General features: G+C 49.6%; 21 protein-coding genes, 5 pseudogenes and 2 other annotated features. Of the genes and pseudogenes, 10 read left to right on the top strand and 16 right to left on the bottom strand.

All coding sequences use genetic code 11. The annotated features are described in order from the left end of the window. Positions 1-23: 23 nt before the first annotated feature. On the top strand, positions 24-488 hold the full coding sequence (locus IPG31_11410) for a FecR domain-containing protein (GenBank protein MBK6618928.1): 465 nt from the start codon (positions 24-26) through the stop codon (positions 486-488). Between the two features lie 91 nt (positions 489-579). Here IPG31_11410 and IPG31_11405 read toward each other — a convergent pair whose 3' ends face one another. The 3 genes and pseudogenes from IPG31_11405 to IPG31_11395 form a co-directional block, all read right to left on the bottom strand. Next, positions 580-846 (bottom strand): type II toxin-antitoxin system RelE/ParE family toxin, encoded by a 267-nt coding sequence (locus IPG31_11405; protein ID MBK6618927.1) that lies wholly within the window; start codon positions 844-846, stop codon positions 580-582. Then, the gene (locus tag IPG31_11400) at positions 830-1057 is read right to left on the bottom strand and encodes a CopG family transcriptional regulator (GenBank protein ID MBK6618926.1); all 228 of its coding nucleotides are present in this window, start codon (positions 1055-1057) and stop codon (positions 830-832) included. The genes IPG31_11405 and IPG31_11400 overlap by 17 nt, the downstream gene beginning before the upstream one ends. Positions 1058-1410: 353 nt before the next feature. Continuing rightward, positions 1411-1710 (bottom strand): annotated as a pseudogene (locus tag IPG31_11395) (IS1595 family transposase). A 247-nt stretch (positions 1711-1957) separates the two neighbouring features. Here IPG31_11395 and IPG31_11390 point away from each other — a divergent pair. The 3 genes and pseudogenes from IPG31_11390 to IPG31_11380 all read left to right on the top strand — a co-directional run bounded on the left by IPG31_11390 (position 1958) and on the right by IPG31_11380 (position 4693). Continuing rightward, positions 1958-3523, top strand: a pseudogene (locus tag IPG31_11390) (alkaline phosphatase D family protein). A 277-nt stretch (positions 3524-3800) separates the two neighbouring features. Then, complete coding sequence (locus IPG31_11385; protein ID MBK6618925.1) at positions 3801-4328, top strand: transposase; 528 nt, start codon at positions 3801-3803, stop codon at positions 4326-4328. A gap of 164 nt (positions 4329-4492) precedes the next feature. Next, positions 4493-4693 (top strand): annotated as a pseudogene (locus IPG31_11380) (transposase). Between the two features lie 234 nt (positions 4694-4927). On the opposite strand, the gene IPG31_11375 reads toward IPG31_11380, so the two are convergent. The 10 genes from IPG31_11375 to map form a co-directional block, all read right to left on the bottom strand. After that, a complete protein-coding gene (locus IPG31_11375) occupies positions 4928-6394 on the bottom strand; it encodes an ISNCY family transposase (GenBank protein MBK6618924.1) in 1467 nt (488 codons plus the stop codon). A 209-nt stretch (positions 6395-6603) separates the two neighbouring features. After that, positions 6604-7832 (bottom strand): IS3 family transposase gene (locus tag IPG31_11370; GenBank protein ID MBK6618923.1). Its coding sequence is split into 2 segments (ribosomal slippage): positions 6604-7544 and positions 7544-7832, totalling 1230 coding nucleotides; the frame shifts between segments, so codons are not numbered across the junction. After that, positions 7438-7554 (bottom strand) — a sequence feature (AL1L pseudoknot). Its footprint overlaps the gene before it by 117 nt. 188 nt (positions 7833-8020) lie before the next feature. Next, positions 8021-9259 (bottom strand): glycolate oxidase subunit GlcF, encoded by a 1239-nt coding sequence (gene glcF, locus IPG31_11365; protein MBK6618922.1) that lies wholly within the window; start codon positions 9257-9259, stop codon positions 8021-8023. A gap of 1 nt (position 9260) precedes the next feature. Next, positions 9261-10331 (bottom strand): glycolate oxidase subunit GlcE, encoded by a 1071-nt coding sequence (glcE, locus tag IPG31_11360; GenBank protein ID MBK6618921.1) that lies wholly within the window; start codon positions 10329-10331, stop codon positions 9261-9263. Positions 10332-10358: 27 nt separating this feature from the next. Continuing rightward, positions 10359-11813 (bottom strand): FAD-binding protein, encoded by a 1455-nt coding sequence (locus tag IPG31_11355; protein MBK6618920.1) that lies wholly within the window; start codon positions 11811-11813, stop codon positions 10359-10361. Further along, positions 11800-12687 (bottom strand): NAD-binding protein, encoded by an 888-nt coding sequence (locus tag IPG31_11350; protein ID MBK6618919.1) that lies wholly within the window; start codon positions 12685-12687, stop codon positions 11800-11802. Before IPG31_11350 ends, IPG31_11355 begins: the two co-directional genes overlap by 14 nt. 223 nt (positions 12688-12910) lie before the next feature. Beyond that, positions 12911-14158, bottom strand: a complete 1248-nt coding sequence (locus tag IPG31_11345) for an oxygen-independent coproporphyrinogen III oxidase-like protein (GenBank protein MBK6618918.1) — start codon at positions 14156-14158, stop codon at positions 12911-12913. A 43-nt stretch (positions 14159-14201) separates the two neighbouring features. Beyond that, positions 14202-14807, bottom strand: a complete 606-nt coding sequence (gene rdgB, locus IPG31_11340) for an RdgB/HAM1 family non-canonical purine NTP pyrophosphatase (protein ID MBK6618917.1) — start codon at positions 14805-14807, stop codon at positions 14202-14204. Between the two features lie 14 nt (positions 14808-14821). Beyond that, entirely contained in the window at positions 14822-15553 is a 732-nt protein-coding gene (gene rph / locus IPG31_11335) for a ribonuclease PH (GenBank protein MBK6618916.1), read from the bottom strand. Positions 15554-15582: 29 nt separating this feature from the next. Then, the gene (gene map / locus IPG31_11330) at positions 15583-16392 is read right to left on the bottom strand and encodes a type I methionyl aminopeptidase (GenBank protein MBK6618915.1); all 810 of its coding nucleotides are present in this window, start codon (positions 16390-16392) and stop codon (positions 15583-15585) included. Positions 16393-16711: 319 nt separating this feature from the next. Between map and IPG31_11325 the strand changes: the two genes are divergently transcribed. After that, positions 16712-17356 carry a cytochrome c4 gene (locus IPG31_11325; protein ID MBK6618914.1) on the top strand — a complete coding sequence of 215 codons (645 nt, stop codon included), beginning with the start codon at positions 16712-16714 and terminating at the stop codon, positions 17354-17356. Between the two features lie 264 nt (positions 17357-17620). Here the strand turns inward: IPG31_11325 and IPG31_11320 are convergent, their stop codons facing one another. From IPG31_11320 to IPG31_11310, 3 genes are all read right to left on the bottom strand, one after another. Next, positions 17621-18289: a transposase gene (locus IPG31_11320; GenBank protein MBK6618913.1), complete on the bottom strand. Its 669-nt coding sequence runs from the start codon at positions 18287-18289 to the stop codon at positions 17621-17623. Between the two features lie 27 nt (positions 18290-18316). Continuing rightward, positions 18317-18658 (bottom strand): helix-turn-helix domain-containing protein, encoded by a 342-nt coding sequence (locus tag IPG31_11315; protein ID MBK6618912.1) that lies wholly within the window; start codon positions 18656-18658, stop codon positions 18317-18319. Positions 18659-18880: 222 nt separating this feature from the next. After that, positions 18881-19249 carry a hypothetical protein gene (locus IPG31_11310; GenBank protein MBK6618911.1) on the bottom strand — a complete coding sequence of 123 codons (369 nt, stop codon included), beginning with the start codon at positions 19247-19249 and terminating at the stop codon, positions 18881-18883. Here IPG31_11310 and IPG31_11305 point away from each other — a divergent pair. The 5 genes and pseudogenes from IPG31_11305 to IPG31_11285 all read left to right on the top strand — a co-directional run bounded on the left by IPG31_11305 (position 19248) and on the right by IPG31_11285 (position 24778). Beyond that, positions 19248-19951 (top strand): annotated as a pseudogene (locus IPG31_11305) (IS3 family transposase). The gene IPG31_11310 and the pseudogene IPG31_11305 overlap by 2 nt on opposite strands. Then, positions 19526-19642 (top strand) — a sequence feature (AL1L pseudoknot). (Overlaps the previous pseudogene by 117 nt.) A gap of 115 nt (positions 19952-20066) precedes the next feature. After that, on the top strand, positions 20067-21563 hold the full coding sequence (locus IPG31_11300; protein MBK6618910.1) for an IS21 family transposase: 1497 nt from the start codon (positions 20067-20069) through the stop codon (positions 21561-21563). Next, positions 21556-22368, top strand: coding sequence for an ATP-binding protein (locus IPG31_11295; protein ID MBK6618909.1), 813 nt, complete (start codon positions 21556-21558; stop codon positions 22366-22368). The genes IPG31_11300 and IPG31_11295 overlap by 8 nt, the downstream gene beginning before the upstream one ends. A gap of 149 nt (positions 22369-22517) precedes the next feature. Then, a pseudogene (locus IPG31_11290) lies at positions 22518-23048 on the top strand (IS3 family transposase). A gap of 356 nt (positions 23049-23404) precedes the next feature. Further along, positions 23405-24778, top strand: coding sequence for an alkaline phosphatase family protein (locus IPG31_11285; protein MBK6618908.1), 1374 nt, complete (start codon positions 23405-23407; stop codon positions 24776-24778). Positions 24779-24793: the final 15 nt, after the last annotated feature.

The following is a 24793-nucleotide window of genomic DNA, read 5'->3' as shown; positions in this document are numbered from 1 at the left end:
TATTTAGTAAACTGTCACCGTAATTGAAACGGCCATTTATCGTCGATACCTTGCAAGGCAGCGTTCAGGCTCTCGGCACGCGCTTCAGTGTTAGCCAGCACAAAAACCGGACACAGGTTGCCGTGTTTCAAGATGCCGTTGAAATCCACCCCGTCGATACCACTTTCGCCAAACAAACCCTACTTGCCGGCCAACAAGTTCAGTTTACCTCAAATCACATTGAGCCTATCCACCGACACAGCCAGGATAAACCAGCCTGGACCGAAGGCTTTATCGTTGCCGACGATTTGCCGCTCAGCGAGTTTTTGCTGCAACTCAGCCGTTACCGACCAGGCTACATTACCTGTGACCCTGAGATTGCCGATTTACGGATCATCGGTTCCTACCCGCTGAAAGACACCGATAAAATTCTCGCCTTTCTCGAAGCCAACCTGCCCGTCAAACTCACACACCCGCTACCTTTCTGGGTTAAAGTCCTGCCGCGCTGATCATCCCTGCACATGATCAAGCAACATCAACTGTCGCTTGGACAAGATAGGCAATACTTACCCAAACGTATAATTACCCTTGCTGCCGATATCACTTGTAAACTTCTCGACGATTACCGATCTTCAATACCAAAACGCACAGCACGCCGTCCTGAATGTCACAAATCAATCGATAGTCACCCACTCGATAACGCCACAAACCACCAAGCGGACCGGATAAAGCCTTGCCTACAGTGCGTGGATTGTCGGTAACAGCCAAACGCTCTCGCAGAAATTTCGTAATACGCCTCGCTTCCGTCTTATCGAGTTTTGCCAGTTGCTTATTCGCCGTCTCTGACAGTTCAATCAGCCACGCCAAGCGCGTTCTCCACCTCATCTAATGAATATACGCGTTCTTCACCTTTGCGAACGCGTTCCAACACGCCGGCGGCCAAGTAATAATCTTCCATATCAGTCAATCCTTTTTCGATGATTTCTCGTAAATAAAATGCCTTCGTACGCCCGGTTTGGCCGGCCAAATAATCAAGCCGTTGTTCAATTTCCGGAGAAAGTCTTATTGAGGTGGCCATATCTAATCCCCTTTACGTCAACTATTGAATACGTGTAATCAATGTATCACAAAAACTCGAAAGCATCTCGGCATCGCCGGTCAAGCGGATGGAAAAATTGTGAGCAGTGCTCGACACTGGATCGCCAAGGGCATTGTTACTTAAAAAACCGGATTATTTATCATTTAAAAACAAACAGTTAGAAAATTTATTAATTTTTCTTCTATGTGCGGTTCCGGTTTTTGCCCGCTCGATTGTATTACTAATATAAAAACACAAAATGGAGAAAAATCGATGTCAAACACACACCGCCGCAATCCCGGCTCTCACCCCTCCCGACTGAGCCAGGCGATACGGGGCATTCTATTGGCTTCCGCGCTGTAATTCAACCATTGCTCCTTATGCCGCAGACGGGCCAAAGGCGTTCCCGATACCGCTGTGAACGTGTGCTTGCACCCGCAACAGCAAAAACGTTGCAGCCCCGCCTGGCATCCCCAACGATAGGATCGATCCGCTTGGCGGACCGGGCAAATCGGTTCAAAAGAATCCTCAAGCCACTTCACCGCCGCAGCTTTTGGCGTCACTTTGCTCAGGCAATGCCTGACATGTTCTTTTTGTCCACGGCTAAGCTGCGATATTTTTTCCAACCACTCCCGAAAATCAGAGGTTTTCATGACTATGCTCTCCGGTTTTAATGTTTCAGCCTATTTGACATTGGACAAAAAAGTATTTTCAACGTTTAACGCAAACATAGCCTTAAAATACATACTTTCGCTAAGACTGCCAGTCTGAATATAACGCCGTTTCGTCAATTCGTAAAAAACTATCATCTTACCGACATCAGATTTTCACATACTTCTTTTAGTGTTCTCTCCGAGCGTGATTTGCTCATCAACAGCAATACATTCCAGGAGGAGCAAGATGAAATCAAGTACTGTAAAACGGTTATTTGCATCGAGTATTTTTGTGGTTACGTCGATTCTGCCGACCCACTTAATTGCTTCAGATGATAGTGTCTATATTCAATCAGGCGACGTCACGCATGACAGCGCCGTACTTTGGGGGCGCTGCAATTTTGAACAGGATGCACTTTTGACATTTACGCTGGCCACGGACAAAAATCTAATTGACGCAGCCAAGCATAACGGTATAGTCAGAAAAAAATCGCTTCGCGTAACTGAGCGGAAAGACTATACAGGCTCGCTCGTATTTAAAGGCTTGAAATCTGGATCGCACTATTACTATCAGGCAGAATGCAAATCGCTGAAAAAAAATCCACGTTCGATGGTTTCTGCAAGCACGTCTGTGTTTAAAACAGCAAGCAACAGGGATAGCGCCGATCCCGTACGGTTTGTCTGGGTCGCGGATCTGGCCGGCCAGGGCTGGGGACGCAATCCCGATCTTGAAGTGATCCACGCCGACGGGGATCTGATCAAAGGCGGTTATGTCATTTTTGATTCCATGTCCAAACTGAATCCTGATTTTGCGCTGTTTCAGGGTGATATGATTTATGCGGATGCACCGATCCCGCCAAGCAAGGAAATTCCCGCTGACGTTGGTGGCGGCGCCTGGAAAAATGAGCCAGCAAAGGATTTTGTCGCTGTCTCCCTGGACGATTTCCGCGCAAATTGAAAATACAATCTGGGGGACGAAAAAATGACGCGCTTTCTTGCTAAAACCCCCGTCTACGTTCAATGGGACGATCATGAAGTAACCAATAATTGGTATCCGGGTGAAATCATGCCCGCAGGCGCGCCTTATTTTGGTATCAGCGCGGATGTGCTGGCAGTCAATGCGCGCCAGGCTTTATATGAATATAATCCTATCGAACGCGGAAAATTATATAAAAGCGTGCAACATGGCAAACATATGGAATTGTTTTTACTGGATGAACGCAGCTTCCGCGACGCGAATCCAGACAATTCCAATCCTGACGGAATCGAAATGCTGGGGCGGAAACAGTTGGCCTGGCTGAAAAAAGCTTTAAAAACATCCTGCGCAACCTGGAAAATCATTTCCACGCATGATCCGCTCAGTATTGTAACCGGTGGCATCGATGATCGCGATGCCTGGGGGCAGGATGATCCGGCCGTGCTGGGCCGTGAAGTTCAACTCGCTGAAATCCTGGAGTTTATCAAGGATCATCAGATCAAAAATGTTGTTTTTCTGACCAGCGATGTGCATTTTACCGCCGCCATCTCGTATGACCCTGCATTGGCAACATTCAAGAATTTCACTCCGTTCTGGGAATTTGTCATCGGCCCGATTCATGCCGGCGCTTTTGGGGCGGGTAATCTCGATGCAAGCTTCGGTCCGCAGTATGAATATTTGCGCGCTCCGAGCACCGAAGGCATTGGGCAAAATTCTCCGCCACCGCATTTGCAATCATTCGGTCTGGTTGAAATTTCCTAGGATGCCGCGCTGACCGTCAAGCTAATTGATGTCAGTGGAACAATTCTTTTTGAAAAAACAATGCTGCCCTTATAACCCCCCGCAGCAAATTATCTGACACGCCCATTTTAAAAGCCTCGTTCACGCAACGAGGCTTTTTTACACGTCCGTACGGCGGATGAATTGTAGGGTGGTTCCGCTTTAGCGAACCACCATGAACGAAGCCTGTCATGCTGGTTTTCATGACGGCATTTCCAAACATGGGATTTTTGTCTGGTTGTTTGCTTTGTTTGGCATGGCGGTTTGCTGGCGCGAAACCGCCATACGCCTATGCCATTATTTCCGTTGATTTTTTTTGATGCGGAAGCTTTTTATACCAAATTACCGACGTAATTTTGTGGCGGGTGGGTGTTATTTTTTTACGGTCAATTTATTGGAACGGCAACAGACTATACTCACGGATCACATTGATCTGTTGCGGGATTCGGTTCGCCGGGTGAAACGCTTATACCCATTCCATATTGATGCCTGGGTGGTGCTGCCGGATCACATGCACTGTATATGGACTCTTCCACCTGATACCGATAATTTCCCGGTACGTTGGAGGTTAATCAAGCTGCTGTTTTCAAAAGGTTTTTCCCGCAAGGAACGCTTGTCGGCGACGCGGCGAAAACGGTCTGAACGGGGTATTTGGCAACGCCGCTATTGGGAACATACGATTACCACAGAATTGGATTATGCCAAGCATATTGATTATATCCATGTTAATCCCTTGAAACATGGCTATGTCAACCGGGTTCAAGATTGGCCGTATTCGACATTTCATCGTTATGTGCGTAATGGCGTTCTGGCGGCGGATTGGTGTGGCGATGTAGGGAATTTACTTTCGGTGTCGGATTAAAGGACCGTAGGTTGGGGTGAGGTAACGAACCCCAACATTTTTAACCGGTTTGGCCTTTGCGGGTTGCTGATGGTTTTATTGATCGCGATGTCTCGCTTTCAGGGTTGGCTGGTGGCGATGCGGTTGTCGTGTTGGGGTTCCTGTCGTCACCTCAACCTACGCGCTATACCCTCAGACGCTGGCCAGGTCTCATCCGCTACGCACAAACCGGCTTTCTTCCGATCGACAACAACCCGGTGGAGAACACCATCCGCCCGATCGCAATCGGCAAAAAGAATTGGCTATTCACCGGATCGGAACGTGCCGGTCAACGCGCCGCTGCCATTCAAACCTTGTTCGGTACCGCGCAACTCAACAAACTCGATCTTGAATCGCCCCGGGTTCTGTGGAGGCTATTTAGTACCCGTCAGAAAACCCTGTTTTTCACGAGAAGACTGCCTGCTTTTTAAGCAGCACAAATAAAACACTGCACAGCGATAAGCGTAAAAAGGCTTTTGGTTGTATTTTTTCAGCAAGCATCACAAAAAACCTGTTTTTTGCCCGACACCAGGCGCTATTTGGCCGAAATCCGGGGTTTTTACGTCAAGAATGAAGGTTTTTCAGGCCGTCTGTCGGCGCTTCGAATGTTGCGCGTTGGCCTTGCGTTCACGTTTCACATCCTGCTGCCACAGAATGTCACCAATGCGGTGGATATTGCGGGTGACGATGGCGAGCGCAACGTAGCGTTTAAAACCATCGATGCCATGATCCGGGCATTTGTCCAGACCGTGCACTTCCAAGGCATTAATAGCCGACTCCACTGCCGAGTGTGCGCGGCGAGCCTGGGTAAACGCTTCAGTGTGTTCCACAGCTTTACGTTCCTGGGATAATTTACCTTTTTTGGGTAGCGTGACCTGATCAAGCTGTTGGGCTAATCCATCCTGGTTATCGGGGGAGTGGAAGCCTTTGTCGAAACTGCAGGCGTTGAGAGAAGGAAAGTGTTTTCTGGTCTCGGAGATCATGACAAGCGCAACTTGATCATCGGTTTGTTGCTCCATTACATGATGATGCAGGATAAACTGGTACTGGTCTTCCAGAATGCATGTCTTGAGACCCAGCTCAACCGGCACACCCGCTTTGCCTTTACTGATCCATTCGGTGTGGGGTTCAAAAATGGAGAATACTTTTTCCTGATGGGGAATCATTCCCCCTTTGAGCACGCGGCGCGCGATCTGATCGATCTGGCGGGCAGCATGCTGGCAATAACCTTCGATTTCAAGCTTCAGGAGTCGCTCGGTGGGGGTTTTGGCGATCAGCCCGGACAAGGTAGCCCGAATCTTGTCCAGGTGTTGTTGTGCCTGCTCGATATAGGTTCGGTGGGCTTGAATGGTTTGCCCCTGGGTTTTCGGCGTCTTGCACCGTTTTTTATTTTGTACTTCGCGCAGTAGTCGCTTCAGTTGACGCAGATTGTAGCGATACTGTCGCCAGTGGCTCGATTGCTGACTTTCGCACCATTGCCCGGTCAGAATGATTGCTTTGCGCATCGCATCCCACAAAAGACCAATGTCACTTGGAAAATGCACATTGGTTTCAACCACAAAGGAGTCGCACCGCCCACGCAGGGCGGCGTCGCCCTTTTTTAGCAGGACATGCCCTCCGGCAACAATGATCTGGTTCAATTTGTCCAGTAGTTCCGGCGTGAGCAGTTCAACGTTGTCCACCAGGGTCTGGCGGTTATATTGCAGCTCGGCATCAAACAGTCCATGCCCCAGCATTTGACGCAAGGTCTTGTGCTCGTTGACGAGCTCGAGCAGGCGGTCATAGTCAATATTCAAATCCAGGCGCAGCACACCACAAACCAGAATGCGCCACAGGTCCATACCCGGGCGGCCGTTGTGCTTGTCTACCCCAGGCGCCATCTCGTTCTCCAGCAGCGTGAACACCTGTTCGCGCAACGCCTCGTTCATGTACAGGTGCTGCAAACCCCGCAGCACCTTCGGGATGTCGTCCCGCGAACGTAAGTTGAACCGGATTTGAGCAATGCCAATCTCGCCTAATTGCATCTGTCTGTCCCGGACGACTCGCATGATATTCTCGCTTGAAGGAAGTTTGTTTTTGAGAATGATATTTTCGTAAAATTCTAACGAAGTTTAGAGGGATTGTTCTTGATAATTGCCTAAAATCGTCTGATAACGCCAGTCTGGCTCGATTTATCAAAAATCTTCACTACGCCTAATCGGATACCGGCTGTTGGTTTTATTGGGAATTTTTGGTTTTCGGGCAGGCACTATTTAGTTTAAGTAACACTGGCAGAATCCGAGTTGGCTAACTGCCGATAGTATTGTGCCTCAGCTTCTGCTGGAGGTATATAGCCGATAGGTCCGAGCAAACGCTGATGATTGAACCAGAACACCCAGTTCAACGTCGCCAATTCAACGGATTCCCTGTTTTTCCAAGGCCCTTGCTTATGAATCAATTCAGTCTTGTAAAGCCCGTTGATCGTTTCGGCCAGTGCGTTGTCGTAGCTATCTCCTTTACTGCCAACCGACGGCTCTATCCCGGCCTCGGCAAGTCGCTCCGTATAACGGATAGAGACATACTGGGAGCCCTTGTCGCTGTGGTGAATCAAAGCACCCAGCTCCGGTTGCCGGGTGTATAACGCCTGCTCCAGCGCATCCAGCACGAAGTCTGTGTGCATGCTGGAACTGACCCGCCAACCCACGATGCACCGGGCAAACACGTCGATGACGAACGCGACATACAGCCAGCCCTGCCAGGTGGAAACATAGGTGAAATCCGACACCCACAACTGGTTTGGGCGATCTGCCTTGAATTGCCGGTTGACCCTATCCAGTGGGCACGGCAGTGCCTTGTCCGGAACCGTCGTGCGGACAACCTTGCCGCGCCGTACACCTTCCAGCCCCAACCGTTTCATCAGCCGCTCAACAGTGCAACGAGCTACCTGTATTCCTTCGCGCTTAAGTTGTCGCCATACCTTGTCGGCACCATAAACCTGCAGATTGGCCTGCCAGATTCGTTGTATCTGCGGCATCAGATCGTCATCGCGAATAGCTCGGGCACAGCGCAATGCCGGATTACGCAGTTCGACAACGTGACGTCGATATCCCGACGGAGCGACCTGCAATACCTTGCAGATAGGCTCGACTCCGTGGGTGTCGCGATGCCGGTCAATGAATGATCTCAGGATTTGAGTTTGCGGTCGAGCTCCGCCTGGGCAAAAAAAGCACTGGCCAGTTTCAGTATCTCATTGGCGCGACGTAATTCCTTGACTTCACGCTCCAGTGCTTTGATGCGCTCGCGTTCTTCACTGGTGACACCATCTCGCAAGCCTGTGTCGATCTCGTGCTTCTTTACCCAATCATGCAGTGTCGGTGGTGCGCAGCCAATCTTTGGCGCTATCGATTCTATCGTCGCCCACAGCGAAGGGTACTCACTGCGATGCTCTTGCACCAGACGGACTGCGCGTGCTTTTACTTCAGGCGAATATTTGTTTAATTTGTTCATGGCTCCATTCTCTCAAGATTTGGAGCCTCCTCAAAACCCGGGGCGGTTCAATCCCGCCGCATGGCTTGCAGACACCCTCGCCAAACTACCCACCTGGCCCAATAACCGCATCGATGAATTGCTACCGCTTACACCAGCGTTTATTCAATCACTAAACAGCAGGAAAGATAGGTGGGAGCGCTGGACGGTTACGGCAATGCTTCATCCAGCAGTTCTATCCAGTGCTTCACTGGTTTATCTGTACCCGCCTGTAAATGCATCAGACAGCCGATATTGGCAGTTGCCAGCAGCGCTGATTTTTCCTGACATAATGCAGCCAGTTTATTATCACGCAGCTGCCGCGATAGCTGTGGTTGCAGCAGAGAATAGGTGCCAGCGGAACCACAGCAAAGGTGAGCATCGGCAATTCTCGCCAGTTTAAAACCCAAGGCCTGAAGCAGCTCTTCAACTACACCGTTGAGGCGCATGCCATGCTGCAAGGTGCAGGGTGAATGAAAAGCAATATGCGGTAAATACGTATTGTTTCTCATCAAAGTAGCAAGATGGTTTTTTTCAGCAGCCATTACCTCGCCAATATCCTTCGCCAGCGCTGAAATACGGGCTGCTTTCTCTGCATACCGGTCATCATGGCGTAGCAGGTGTCCATACTCCTTGATGGTCACGCCACAACCGCTTGCGGTTATAACGATCGCCTCCGCTGGTTTGTTCGGGTGCACGACATAAGGCCACCATGCGTCAATATTCCGTCGCATCGCATCCAATCCTTCATCCTGTGCATTGAGGTGATAGGCAAGCGCGCCGCAACAACCGGCCTGTGATGCACTAACGAGATCAATGCCCACTCTTTTAAGTACCCGGCTGGTGGCCAGATTAATCGCTGGTTTAAGAACCGGTTGAACACAGCCGTCCAGCACCAGCATGACACGCTGGCCGTTTCCCTCCACAGGCAGATTGATTTCTTTGGATACAGGCGGAATACTTTTTTTTAGCTTTGCCGGCATAAGCGGTCTGGCGATACGCGCAGCTGTCATGAGTGCCACAAAAATCCGGCGATTTGGCAAGATCTTTCTCAAAGCGTACCGAATCAGTCTTACGTGGAGCCTGCGTTCAACCTGCTGCTCCACCTGGTGACGGCCAATATCGAGTAGCCGACCGTACTGAACCCCGGAAGGACATGTCGTCTCGCAGGCACGGCAGGTCAGGCAGCGATCAAGGTGTCGCTGCGTTTTCTGTGTTGCCTCTGCGCCCTCCAGAAGCTGCTTAATCAGATAAATCCTGCCACGCGGACTGTCGAGCTCATCCCCCAATAGCTGGTAGGTCGGACAGGTAGCAAGACAAAAACCACAATGAACGCAGCTGCGCAGAATGGCATCCGCTTCTTTCCCTGCAGGTGTGTTTCTGATGCCATCTTCAAGCTGTGTCTGCATGTCAGAATTCCGGGAACATACGGCGCGGGTTCAGGATGCCCGCCGGGTCAAATTGCTGTTTTAAACGCTGATGCATTCTCTGCAACACTGGTGATAAAGGTTGAAATACCGACGTACCCGCTCTGTCGCCGTAAAATAACGTGGCATGCCCACCCGCAGCAGCAGCCAGTCTGCGCACTTCATCCGCTGCGATAGCTTCCGCAGGTGCAAACCAGCGTAATGCCCCACCCCACTCAATCAGCTGCTCACCAGGCAGTGACAACGGTGCCGTCGTCGCTTTGACCGATAGTCGCCACAGGACGGGTCGGCTATGAAAAAAGGGATGAGTATGATGTCTAATCGACTCCAGAAATGTTTCTCCATCCTCGTCCACCTCACCTCTCAGCTGCTCCTGCGCGGCGGCAACGGCGGTTTCCATTCCAGATAAACGGACGTACAATCGCCCATCGATATAGCATGTGGCAGAAACAGGTAAGGGTCGGGTTGCATAGTAACGCATTAGCTCCAGTGCCTGCGCCATGGTTGTTACCAAACAAAGTGTACGTTCCGTGGCTGGTTTTGGCAGAACCTTGAGTGACACTTCCAGGAGGATGCCCAACGTTCCCATTGATCCCGCCATGAGACGGGAAACATCGTAACCAGCAACGTTTTTCATGACCCGACCACCAAAGGACATTACCCTGCCTTGCCCATCCAGGATCCGAACACCAAGAACGAAATCACGCACGGCGCCCGCATAGGCGCGTCGTGGTCCGGAAAGTCCAGTAGCGACACATCCCCCAAGTGTGGCCGACTGCCCGAAATGGGGTGGCTCGAAGGCCAGCATCTGTCCATGCTGCGCTAATGTATTCTCTATTTCGTGCAGAGGCGTACCGGCACGTGCGGTGATGATGAGCTCGCTGGGCTCATAATCGACAATTCCCAGATTACCCGTGACATCAAGCGGCAACGTATCTTCCAAAGGTGGAATACCATAAAAATATTTGCTGCTGCCCCCTTTGATGTAAAGTGTCTGCCGCTTCTCTGCGGCCTGTTTGACCGCGTCAGTAAATGATTCCAGGATCGAGGACATGATAGAAAATTAATAATCTGTCAAGATTCAGAATCTCGGCAGATCAGGGAAGCGGGTTTGTCCGTGATGCACGTGCATGGCGCCCAACTCAGCGCAGCGATGCAGACTGGGAATCGCTTTACCTGGGTTAAGAAGCGCCTGTGGATCGAAAGCAGTCTTGATGGCTAAAAACAACTCACGCTCGGCATCGCTGAACTGCAGGCACATCTGGTCAAGTTTTTCTATTCCAACCCCGTGCTCACCCGTGATAGTACCGCCTGACGCGATACAGATCTCGAGGATACGCGCGCCAAATGCTTCTGCTTTGCACAGCTCACCGGGCTGATTGGCGTCATAAAGAATCAACGGATGCAGGTTGCCGTCTCCTGCATGAAACACATTCATGCAACGCAAGCTGAATTCTGCTGAAAGCCGCTCAATCTGCGCCAGCACCCGTGCCAGATGTTTACGTGGGATGGTGCCATCCATACAATAGTAGTCTGGAGAAATTCTGCCGGCTGCCGGAAATGCTGCCTTTCGCCCTGCCCACAAACGCTGACGCTGCACCTCATCCTGAGCAATTTCTACCTTGATTGCCCCACTTGCACGCAGAATTTGCCCGATTTTCTCAGTTTCAGCAGCAACCTCTGCCGCCATACCATCCGATTCGCACAGCAGGATTGCGGCAGCTTGCCTGTCGTAGCCGGCTTGAATAAAATCTTCAACGGCACCAATGGTCAAATTGTCCATCAGTTCCATCCCGGCAGGAATGATCCCTGACTGAATGACGCTGGCAACCGCTTCGCCAGCTTCAGCCAGATCGGAGAATGTTGCCATCACCAGCTGGGCTGCCTCGGGTTTGGGCAGCAGCCTAACGGTGATTTCCGTGATAATACCCAGCATGCCTTCACTACCTGTCAACAAGGCCAGTAAATCATACCCTGGGCTATCATATGCTTCGGCACCGATTTCAATCTCGTCCCCCTCGATGGTCAGCACACGCAGCTTTAGAATATTGTGCACGGTCAGACCATATTTCAGGCAATGTACGCCCCCAGAATTTTCAGCCACATTGCCGCCGATCGTGCAGGCAATCTGCGATGACGGATCGGGCGCATAGTAGAGCCCATGGATACTGGCCGCCTGGCTGATGGCAAGATTGCGCACGCCCGGCTGTACTCTGGCAGTACAGGCCATGGGATCGATTTCAATGATTTGATTGAGCTTTGCCAGAGAGAGCAATATTCCCTGTGCATGCGGCAGCGCACCGCCTGATAACCCCGTTCCTGCCCCGCGCGCCACCACCGGCACCCGTTCGCGGTAACAGAGTTGCAGAATTTTAACAATTTCCGCTTCGGTGCGTGGTAATACAACAGCCAGCGGTAACTGGCGGTAAATAGAAAGCGCATCGCATTCATAAGGCCCCAGATCCTCTGCCTCATACAGAACCGAATCCGAGGGCAGAATGGCCAGTAACTGCCTGATCAGTTCACGGGATAGCATGTGTGGTCTGTGGCGTGATTTCGTGATTGGAAATCTTTTCTAAAATACGCACAATCGCGGAATTATCGAGCAGCTGGTCACCCTGCGCGATACAGGCCTGATAAAGTGATTGCGTCAACGCAGTATTAGGCAGGCTGATGCCCAGTTCCGCTGCGCACGCCAAGACAATATCAAGATCTTTGACCTGCAGATCAATGCGAAACCCAGGCTGAAAATTACGATTGATCATCCGCTCTCCATGCACATCAAGTATCCGGGACGCCGCAAATCCACCCATTAACGCCTGACGGATATTTTTTACACAGGTACCGGCCACCACAATCTGGTTAGCCATTTTGCAGATCTGCCCGCTTCCAGGTTGACCGATGTGAGTGATGTGCTGCCCCATCCGTGCCAGTATAGGCTGTATTTTTTCAAATACTGCCAAGGTGGCGCCCACCATGATCGTCAATGTGCCTTGCTGCGCACCAGTCTGACCGCCAGAAACCGGTGCATCAGCATAATCATGCCCCAGTTCGGCTATACAGCTGGCAAAACGACGGGTCTCGCCCGGAGAGATGGAACTCATATCAATAACGATTTTACGATTTGATAATTCGGGCAGCCTGGCGGCGGTCAGGCCAACGGCCACACCGTTATCAGCAAACAGAACTTCTTCTACATCTACCGTATTCGGCAACATCAGAATAACCATATCTGCTTTCTCGGCAACTTCGACCGCAGAACAACAAGCATAGCCTCCTGAGGAGATCAGCTCATCAGGCACGCCACTACGGGAGTAGAGAAAAACCGGATAACCATACTGAAGCAAGCGGCTTGCCATGGGTTTTCCCATAATACCCAGGCCAATAAAGCCAATGTTCTGAACATGCATAGAATATTTCTATATATCAGTTAACTAAAAACCATACGCAATAGTTCCAGTCTCTTCAAGGCGCTGTGGAATTGACGATCCACAAAGCGGATGAGCGAAGTATAACAGCGCATCAAAAAAAGCGGTCAGAAGCGACTGGCAAGCGTAGCTACCCGAAATCAAAAATACCACCATTGAGAGGTGTACGTACCCATAAAAAGCCCCCCACGCCAAATCATGCTGATCAGATCAGATCAATAGTTGCCTTATCGAGTGAGAGCGCATCATTCTGGAAAAATATTCCCAGCAAATCATTCAGATAACGTCTACCACGAAGAGTGGGGCGAATTCGGTCATGTGTCCAGATGATCAGATTCTGCTGTTCTGCGACTTCAAGCTGTTTTTGTAATGCAGAAAGTGCCAGACCGGTATGACTCTGAAATAGTGCCGGTGCAAACCCTTCTGTCAGACGCAGCGCATTCATCATGAACTCGAATACCCGATCGCGCGAAGCCACTTCATGTTCCCGCACGATGAATGCTGCTGCCTCCTTCGGGATATTCGCCGATTGTTCAAGATATTGCCGTGGATGCTTATGGCGCATTTGACGCACGATCTTCTCACGAGAACTGATCTTGGTATGCGCACCGGCACCAACACCCAGATAATCACCATATTGCCAGTAATTGAGGTTATGCCGGCACTCCCACCCTGATTTCGCAAAAGCAGAAATTTCGTAATTACCATAGCCTTGTTCAGCCAGAAACTGTTCTATCATTTCCTGCATGTCGGCACTCAGATCGTCGTCCGGCAGGTCAGGAGGATGCTGATAGAACCAGGTATTGGGTTCAAGCGTCAGGTGGTAAGCCGACAGGTGCCGCACATCGCAGGTGCGGGCCTGTTCGATATCCTTTTGCGCTTCTGCCAGAGTTTGCTCAGGCAAGGCATACATCAGATCCAGATTGACGTTATCAAAATAGCGACAGGCCATTTCCACTGCCCGCCACGCTTCGAGATCATCGTGTACTCTCCCCAATGCCTTCAAATGTTTTCGATTGAAACTCTGGATACCAATCGATAAGCGGTTGATACCTGCTGCACGAAAATCCGCAAACTTCGGTGCCTCAAACGTACCGGGGTTGGCTTCCAGCGTAATTTCAGCAGATGGTACGAACGGTAACAACATTCTGGCATGAGACAAAATTGCATCAATGGCTTGGGCACTAAACAGGCTGGGTGTGCCCCCCCCAAAAAACACACTGATGACGGGTCGTCCCCAGATAGCAGGTAACGCCATTTCAAGATCCCGTTTCAGCGCAGCAACATAGGCTTCTTCAGGTAAATCAGTTTGTCTGTCCATAGCATGCGAGTTGAAATCACAATACGGACATTTTTTGATACACCAAGGCAGATGGATATAGAGACTCAACGGAGGTAACTCTATCAATCTGGGGGAAAGAGGCGATGGAGAAAGGGGATTAATACTCATCATTTACCGGCCTGATACTGTGATAGCAGGGATAACCAGACAGCCATCAATTTCGATGTTCTGCCAGTATATCTACCAGCTTGCGCAAAGCCCGGCCACGATGGCTCAGTTGATTTTTTTGCTCAGAGCTCAATTCGGCTGATGTCCTTCCCAGGTCTGGCAAAAAGAAATACGGATCATAACCAAACCCATTCATGCCACGAGGCTGCGAAATAATTTGTCCCTGCCAGCAGCCATCCGCAATAATAGGCTGGGGGTCGGCGGCATGTCTTACCAAGACAAGCACACAATAAAAACAGGCGCTACGGTCGGAGTGATTTTCCAGTGCCTGCACCAACATCTGGTTGTTGCGCTCATCCGACTTCGGCTCTCCCCCATAACGTGCCGAACGCACGCCAGGCTCACCATGCAAGACATTGACACAGATACCGGAATCATCCGCAAGCGCAGGCAGACCACTCAGCCGACTGGCGTGACGCGCCTTAAGCAAGGCGTTCTCCAGAAACGTATCGAATGGTTCATCGATTTCAGGCACCGTAAAAACTGACTGCGCGATAGCTTCAATTCCAAGTGGCCCAAGAATTTGCTGAATCTCGGTTAATTTACCGGCATTACCACTGGCTAGAATAATTTTTTCAAAATAAGGTTGCATAGTAAAGTTGCTCATTACCCGGAAGCAAGCGCCTGTTTTTGCAGATTAATCAGCTCCGCAATCCCTTGCTGAGCGAGATCAAGCATTGCATCCAGTTCCTGACGAGTAAAGGTCTGGCCTTCGGCCGTACCCTGAATTTCGATCAAACCGCCCTTGCCGGTCATCACGACATTCATGTCTGTATCACAGCTAGAATCCTCGGCGTAGTCCAGATCCAGCAGCGGACAGCCCTTCACCAAACCAACTGAAGTCGCGGCAACGTGATCTAAAACAGGGCTGAACTGAATGGCTTCCTGCGTCAACAGCACCCGTACCGCGTCACACAATGCGACAAATGCGCCGGTAATACTTGCGGTACGCGTACCGCCATCGGCCTGAATAACATCACAATCGATCTGCACAGTACGCTCACCAAGTTTGCTCAAATCCACCACCGCGCGGAGTGCGCGACCGATCAAGCGCTGGATTTCCATAGTGCGCCCAGACTGACTGCCTTTTACGGCCTCGCGTTGCATGCGTTCCCCTGTTGAGCAGGGCAACATGCCATACTCCGCCGTCAGCCACCCCTGACCTTTACCTTTAAGAAAAGGGGGTATTTTTTCAATAACACTCGCCTGACACAATACCTTGGTTTCACCATATTCGACCAGCACCGAACCCGCTGCATAACGCGTATAGCCACGGGTCAGTTTAACGGGACGAAGCTGGGTTGGAGAACGATCATTACAGCGCGATATAGTCTTCATTATGTTTAGTGATCTCTGGAAAAGGGAAGTTATCTGGTCGCATAACAATAGACCGGTTTGGCTGGCGTACCGGCAGAAACTGTCAGCACCTCATATCCGTTCTCCGTGACCAGTACAGTATGTTCCCACTGCGCCGACAGACTTCTATCCTTGGTAATGATTGTCCAGCCATCCGGCAGCGACTTGATTGCCGCCTTTCCCGCATTAATCATGGGTTCAACCGTAATTACCATACCTGGCTTCAATTCCATTCCGGTACCGGGACGTCCATAGTGCAACACCTGTGGATCCTCATGAAACTGCGCACCCACCCCATGTCCACAAAACTCTTTTACGATGCTATAACCTGCATGTTCCGCCAGCTGTTGAATAGCATGCCCAATATCACCCAGCCGACTTCCGGCATGAATAGTTTCGATTCCACGCCACATAGCCTCAAAAGTTAACTCACAAAGTCTTTTTGCCTGAATAGACGGCTGACCGATAAAAAACATGCGACTCGTATCCCCATGATAACCTTCGTAAATTACCGTCACATCGATATTGACAATATCCCCGTCCTTGAGTCGTTTCTCCCCCGGCACACCATGGCATATCTGATGATTCACCGAAGTACAGATCGATTTTGGAAATGGACTATAACCCGGTGGCGCATAATTCAGTGGTGCCGGAATAGTTTTCTGGACATCCACCATATAGTGGTGACACAGTTCGTCGAGTTTGCCGGTAGTGACTCCAGGCTGAACAAATGGCTCAATATAATCAAGAACCTCTGCTGCCAGCCTACCTGCCACCCGCATAGTTTCGATTTCTTCTTTCGTTTTTATTTTGACCGCCACACCAACTCCCGTTAAGACCCCAAATTATTCATGGATAATACAATCCAGCTGTTTTATCAGCTACTATGTTTTCTATTGTTTGAATGGCAATAGGATAATTTTCTCTGGATGAAGCAGCGACACAGCCGCCCCTTCACGTTCATGTTTAAAAAAATAAAAATAACAAGCCGTACTGATATTGGCAATTATCAGAAATATGAGCAAGGTTTTCATGGCACATATTATGCACAGAGTTGCTGACTCATTTACCAGATTCTGCAAATCTTGCTAAAATGACGGGCAGTCTCCCTCTCTTAATTACAACCTTAATAAGACAATCATGAAAAAATCTGAAATTGTTGTCGCAGCGTTGACGCTCATTGTCTCCGGTTTTGCGTTTGCCAACCCTGCCATCCCTGGTGGTGATGCCGAAAAAGGCAAGGAAATCGCTACCGGGATTTGCGCAGGTTGCCATAATTCGGACGGCAACAGCATTATCCCCAACAATCCGATCCTGGCTGGTCAATATGCTGAATATACTGCCAAACAGCTCAATGATTTTAGAACAGGGGATAAAAAATCAGCACAAAGGGATAACCCCATCATGGCCTCGATGGTTGCCAGCCTTAGTGATGACGACATGGAAAATCTTGCCGCCTATTACGCACACCAGCAACCCCAGGCGGGCGTCAATAATACCGATAATGAATCTATACTGGAATTAGGCAAGAAAATCTATCTCAGTGGCAATCTGGAAAACTCAGTTCCGGCTTGCTCCAGCTGCCATTCGGTTACCGGACAGGGCATTCCGCCACATTATCCAAGAGTGGGTGGTCAGCATGCCACTTATACTTTTTCACAGTTGCAGGCATTTCGTCACGGAACACGAAATAACGACATGAACAACTCCATGCAAACAGTTGTCTCGCGCATGAGTGTCAAGGAAATGAAAGCCGTATCGGAGTTTATCTCCACATTAAAATAGCAATAATCTCACAAGAATAGTTGTCTATTCTGCAACCGTGCTTATTGAGTAGCCATACTTTTGATATAAAGGCCAGGAGTTTTATCGACCACGGAGATGCACCGGCGCTAATGTTTACCGACAATCTGAGACCCAAAACTGCCGTCACGGCTGTTGCCGGATACTGACTGAACTTACGACGACTTACGGTGGACTTACGGTGACAGTTTACTGGACTTACGGTGACAGTTTACTGGACTTACGGTGACAGTTTACTAAATATATTTAACTCCCACCCCTTATTCTTTTGGGGCCACGTTTTTTCGCTTTAAGTTCACGGCCGGTCATTGCCGCTAACTTTTCGATCCAATCCTCCGAACCCAAAGGTCGCCCCGTTGTTTCTGACTGACGAAGCCTTTTGAATGCTCCAGCAACCTCTTCCTGAGCAAGAAAGGTAGCGAAATCACCATAACGATCCAGCACAGGCGCAACTTTGACCAACTCGTTGTCCTGTGCTGAAAGATGACTGGCAACACTTGACCAGCGCCACGCTTCTGCCCGTTCAACCAACCCGGCACGAACCGGGTTCATCGAGACGTATCGCACGGCATGAGCCAGGTGTTCCTCATCCATCACAACCGAGCCAAACCGCCCTTGCCATAAATGCCCTGTCACTCGCAGGCGGGCATTTATATATCCGGTATAACGCCGATGGGCATCGGCAAAAGTACGGCGCAATCCATCCTCATCCGAGGGAACAACAATGATATGCACATGATTGGGCATCAGGCAGTAACACCAGATCTCTGTTCTGGCCTTTCGGGCTGCTTCTCCCAGCAATGCCACATAAAGCTCGTAGTCACCATCTTCAAAGAATGTTGGAGCGCGGCGATTACCACGTTGTGTCACGTGATGCGGATAGCCGGGAATGACAATACGAGGTAAGCGAGCCATGCTGGAAGCATAGCATAATTAGCATATTCAGTAAACTGTCACCGTAATTCGCCGGGTGCTTTCGACGGACAAATGCATACTGTGCAGCTCGACCAGCTTCTCGCAAGCTAGCGTCGGGCCGAAGTCGCAGTAATGTGCGCCAATCAGCTGGATGACTGTGGCACGGAGAGTTCCATCGAGCCGGTGATTCGAAGCGCAGCCGCGTTTCTTGCTGATCAACCTGGCCAGACCTTCCCGCTGATAACGCTTGGCCAGCCGTCGCGCCTGACGGGTGCTGATGTCCATTTGCTGCGCTGCCTCCTGCTGGCTGATTTTTCCCTCTCTCAATCTATCTAGTATTTGTAACCGTTTTACTTCTTTTTGACTCATGAGCTTGTCCATTTTCCAAATAATCCGCCGCTGTTTTTTAACAGGGGTGAGTTTAACCACCAGCGGACATTACTACTTGGGGCTAACATTCTTGATTCGCGACCAGCCCCCCATTTATTTGTTACCCCTTTACAATTGAATTTTTTCTTTTACTCAAAGAAAGACACGAAATCAAAGTAATAAAAATGTATTTTTGTATGATTTTCTGATTATAAATTAGCTTTATTTATCGCAAACGATGTTAAAAAGCGTTTTTTCTTGTTTAAAAGAGTGCCATGGTCTATCAGGCATCTTTCTTTTTAATGATACCCATTCCCTCTCATCAAATGGCGAGAGAGGACGAAGCGTAAGGCGATCGGGTCTGTGTAAAGCAGAAGGTGCAGTTTCATAAATTAGAATTTTTACTCTTTCCTTTTGGCAGTCGAATTCAAAAAGCGCCCGCACATCGTAATCGTAATTATCTCCTGATTCTAGTGACCATACTTTTCTAAAATGATCGTTCTTCTGAATTGTAGTTGGATCGTAATAAAATACTGGTTTGAACCGCCCCGGGTTTTGAGGAGGCTCCAAATCTTGAGAGAATGGAGCCATGAACAAATTAAACAAATATTCGCCTGAAGTAAAAGCACGCGCAGTCCGTCTGGTGCAAGAGCATCGCAGTGAGTACCCTTCGCTGTGGGCGACGATAGAATCGATAGCGCCAAAGATTGGCTGCGCACCACCGACACTGCATGATTGGGTAAAGAAGCACGAGATCGACACAGGCTTGCGAGATGGTGTCACCAGTGAAGAACGCGAGCGCATCAAAGCACTGGAGCGTGAAGTCAAGGAATTACGTCGCGCCAATGAGATACTGAAACTGGCCAGTGCTTTTTTTGCCCAGGCGGAGCTCGACCGCAAACTCAAATCCTGAGATCATTCATTGACCGGCATCGCGACACCCACGGAGTCGAGCCTATCTGCAAGGTATTGCAGGTCGCTCCGTCGGGATATCGACGTCACGTTGTCGAACTGCGTAATCCGGCATTGCGCTGTGCCCGAGCTATTCGCGATGACGATCTGATGCCGCAGATACAACGAATCTGGCAGGCCAATCTGCAGGTTTATGGTGCCGACAAGGTATGGCGACAACTTAAGCGCGAAGGAATACAGGTAGCTCGTTGCACTGTTGAGCGGCTGATGAAACGGTTGGGGCTGGAAGGTGTACGGCGCGGCAAGGTTGTCCGCACGACGGTTCCGGACAAGGCACTGCCGTGCCCACTGGATAGGGTCAACCGGCAATTCAAGGCAGATTGTTGACACCGGTCGAAAATTGACCAGAAAAGGGCACTAATACCGGTTGAAAATTGACCAGGTAATTCACGTATTCTGCTTAAGTTTTAGGCAGGAGAAACTAGAGGTGCTTACCATGGTTATGTATGCAAAGATCCGTCGGATGTTTTACCGTGAACATTTGTCGATAAATGAAATTCAACGACGTACAAGTCTGTCCCGAAACACGATAAAGAAGTGGTTGCGAGCGCCAGATGATAGTGCCGTCCAATACCGAAGGGCAAAGAGGCCTGGCAAACTGACGCCGTTTGAACCCCGGTTATTAATGACGCTGGAAGCAGATGTGCGCCGTCCAAAGAAGGATCGGCGCACGGCATTAATGTTGTTCAAAGCGATATCGAACGAGGGCTATACTGGTGGCTATACGATTGTTTGCGACTTTATTCGGAACTGGCGCAATCAAGGCAGCAAAGGCACTGCGTATGTGCCGCTCAAGTTTGCATTTGGTGAAGCATTTCAGTTTGACTGGAGTAAAGAGTGGCTAGTGATTGGCGGTATTCATCGTAAAGTGTTAGCTGCACACACCAAACTATGCGCCAGCCGTGCATTCATGCTGTCAGGTTACCCATCACAAAGCCACGAAATGTTGTTTGATGCGCATACCCGTGCGTTCACAGCTTTTGACGGCATCCCGAAACGCGGCATTTACGATAACATGAAGACCGCCGTGGATAAGGTCTCCAAAGGCAATGGGCGCGTGGTGAACACGCGTTTCTTTGCCATGACCGCACATTACCTGTTTGATCCAGATTTCTGCAATGTGGTTTCCGGCTGGGAGAAAGGCGTTGTCGAGAAGAATGTTCAGGATATGCGCCGCCATATCTGGCATGAAGCCAAACAGCAGCAGTTCAGTTCATTCGAAGAACTTAACGGTTGGCTTGAAGCGCGTTGCCGCACCTTGTGGTTAGAAATACAGCATCCAGACTATACCGGCATTACGCTTGCCGATGCGTTGGAACAAGAACAGCTTTATTTGATGCCAATGTCGGCGCCCTTCGATGGTTATGTTGAGGTACTAGCGCGTGTTTCCAGCACTTGTCTGGTCACACTGCAACGTAACCGTTATTCTGTTCCTTGTCTTCTGGCCAATCAGATGGCGGCGGTTCACTTATACGCGAACCGCATAGAGATCGTTTGTGACAATGCTGTGGTCGCTAATCATTCCCGCTTGCTGGATTGTGACCAAGTCAGCTATAGCTGGCAGCATTATATCCCGGTCATCGAGAAGAAACCGGGGGCCCTGCGCAACGGCGCACCATTTGCCGAACTACCGACACCCTTGATACAACTACAAACAGCATTGCGGCGCAGAGAGCGCCAACAAGCTGACCGAATCATGGCCAAGGTATTAAGTTTAGTGCCGACACATGGACTGGAAGCTGTACTGGTTGCTGTTGAATTGGTGTTGGAATCAGGTGTTCTTAATGCCGAGCATGTCACCAATGTGCTCGTACGCTTGAAACAAACTGATTCACCGGCGCAAGTGGAAACGACGCTTAAACTCAAAGAAGAACCGCAGGCCGATACTGCACGCTATGACCGCCTGAATAAGCTGGAGGTGCCGCATGTCTGACATTCTCGCACAACAATTCAAGGCACTTAAGTTATACGGTATGGCTGACTGCTATACCGGGCTGAAACAGCAGAATGTGCCAGATATGATTGCTAGTCTTGATGCATCGGACAAGATTCTGCACCAACTACTCCAAGCCGAATCAACTGAGCGCAGCATCCGCTCTATCCGCTATCAAACCAATGCCGCCAGATTTCCTGTGCTGCGTCATTTACAGGGATTTGACTTCAGTCAGTCCAAAGTAGATCAACAACTGATTAACCAGTTGGCAACCATGCAATTTACTGAAGCAATACAGAATCTGGTGTTGGTTGGTGGTACCGGAACTGGTAAAACGCATCTGGCCATCGCAATTGGTGTTTCAGGCATACAGCACCACCATAAGAAAGTGCGTTTCTACAGTGCCATTGATCTGGCCAATAGGTTGGAGCAAGAGAAGATTGCTGGCAAACAGGGAAGAATAGCGATGAATCTATTACAAGTAAACCTGGTTATTCTAGATGAACTGGGTTACCTGCCATTCTCACAAACAGGCGGTGCCTTGCTGTTTCATTTGCTGTCCAGGCTTTATGAACGTACCAGCGTCATCATCACCACCAATCTAACGTTTGCTGAATGGAGCAATGTATTTATCGACGCCAAAATGACAACCGCGCTACTGGATCGACTGACGCATCACTGCCACATTATCGAAACCGGCAATGAGTCTTTCCGTTACAAACAAAGCGCTGCCAGTGCAAAAACCAGAATACAGGAAAGAGAAAAAGAAAGATCTTCTTCAGAAGAAAATCTTACAGATTTGTAACGAATCCAATTATTTCAAACCATTAACAGGAGGCAAAAACCAAACTCAGTCTGGTCGACTTATCCACAGATGCGTAGTACCCTACGCACTGATTTCCCCTGGTCAAATTTCAACCGGCACAGGTGGTCAATTTTATACCGGTATCAACAGCAGATCGCCCAAACCAGTTGTGGGTGTCGGATTTCACCTATGTTTCCACCTGGCAGGGCTGGCTGTATGTCGCGTTCGTCATCGACGTGTTTGCCCGGTGCATCGTGGGTTGGCGGGTCAGTTCCAGCATGCACACAGACTTCGTGCTGGATGCGCTGGAGCAGGCGTTATACACCCGGCAACCGGAGCTGGGTGCTTTGATTCACCACAGCGACAAGGGCTCCCAGTATGTCTCTATCCGTTATACGGAGCGACTTGCCGAGGCCGGGATAGAGCCGTCGGTTGGCAGTAAAGGAGATAGCTACGACAACGCACTGGCCGAAACAATCAACGGGCTTTACAAGACTGAATTGATTCACAAGCAAGGGCCTTGGAAAAACAGGGAATCCGTTGAATTGGCGACGTTGAACTGGGTGTTCTGGTTCAATCATCAGCGTTTGCTCGGACCTATCGGCTATATACCTCCAGCAGAAGCTGAGGCACAATACTATCGGCAGTTAGCCAACTCGGATTCTGCCAGTGTTACTTAAACCAAATAGCCTCCACAGAACCCGGGGCGATTCACAACACCCAATCAGGATTACAACCCGTTACATGGACTTGCCAGCCACCAGTACCGTCATCCGGATCACCGTTTCGAATGAAGTCGAAAAAAATTTCGTGAATGGTCACGAGGGATTGCCGTCCGTAATGGCTACCGGGTAACATTCAATGATATTGGGCCATACGATACGGTCTATGGCAGCTCGACGCAGATGGCGCGATTTGAGCGGGATTGTCCTTGCGCGCCTGTCGATACCGGCATATAGGATGATCCGGTTTTTCAGGAATAGGGGGAGACATGGGTAACTTATTTTTTAAAGAGGCAAGCCATGGTTGAGTCAGAATGAAGAGAACTGTCATTATTAATGCCGTGGGTCTGACCTCATCCATGATCGGAGAACATACTCCAAACCTTAAGAGGCTGATAAATAAAGGTGGTTCTGGCAAAATTCAGGCAACCCTGCCTGGCTTGACCTGCCCGGTGCAGGCAACATATTTAACGGGTAAGGCTCCTGATGCTCATGGAATCATTGCAAATGGCTGGTATGACCGTGAATATAATGAGATATGGTTCTGGAGGCAATCTAACAGGCTTATTCAGGCAGAAAAAATCTGGGAAACGGCAAAACGAATCGATCATCAATTTACTTGTGCAAACATGTTCTGGTGGTACAACATGGCGACAACAGCCGACTATGCTGTAACGCCCAGGCCGATGTATCCAGCGGATGGTAGAAAAATTCCGGATTGCTATACCAGGCCAGCAGAGTTGCGTGATACGCTGAATAAGAATTTAGGGCACTTCCCGCTTTTTGATTTTTGGGGACCAGCGACTTCCATTGAGTCAAGCAGGTGGATTACACACGCATCAAAACTGGTCTGGCGTTTGTATGGCCCGACGCTCCTGCTTGCGTACCTGCCTCATCTCGATTATAACCTGCAGCGTTTAGGGCCTTGCCATCCTGAAATATCAAAAGATATTCAGATGATTGATCAGTTATGTGGTGAATTGATCGATATGGCATTTGAAGATCAGGCCAGGGTATTGGTAGTATCAGAATATTCCATTACTTCAGTTAATAAACCGGTTTATATCAATCAGGCTCTCCGGAGGGCTGGCCTGCTGAATGTCAGGCTGGAACTTGGATTGGAGCAGCTGGATCTGGCTAATTCGAAAGCATTTGCAGTGTGTGATCACCAGGTTGCAAATATCTATATTAATGATATGAAGGTTGCTCCGGTCGTTAAAGAACTGGTTGCCTCCCTGGATGGTGTCGACCGGGTTTTCGACAGGGAAGAAAGCGCTGATATCGGATTGAATCACTCGCGGTCAGGCGATTTGATCGCCATGGCGGAATCAGATGCCTGGTTTGCTTACTATTTCTGGCTGGAAGATGACAAGGCGCCAGATTATGCAAGAACAGTAGACATACACCGCAAACCAGGGTTTGATCCAGTTGAATTATTTTTCGACCCGGAAATAAAAATAATACCGGTATCCGTAGGGTGGAGATTACTCCGGAAAAAACTGGGATTCCGGCAACTGATGGACGTCATTCCATTAACACCAAAGCTTGTCAAGGGATCGCACGGTCGCATTCATGATTCCGCTGAGCCTTGTCCAATCATCATATCTTCGGAAAAAGGCTGCTTGCATCAATCTGTCATTCAGCCAACCCAGGTAAGGGACATCATGCTGGACCATCTTTTTAGTTAAATATTTTTGGTTTTT

Origin of the sequence: Nitrosomonas sp. (assembly GCA_016703745.1) — a bacterium.
In the GTDB taxonomy this organism is placed as follows: domain Bacteria; phylum Pseudomonadota; class Gammaproteobacteria; order Burkholderiales; family Nitrosomonadaceae; genus Nitrosomonas.
This window is presented reverse-complemented; position numbering and strand designations above follow the sequence as displayed.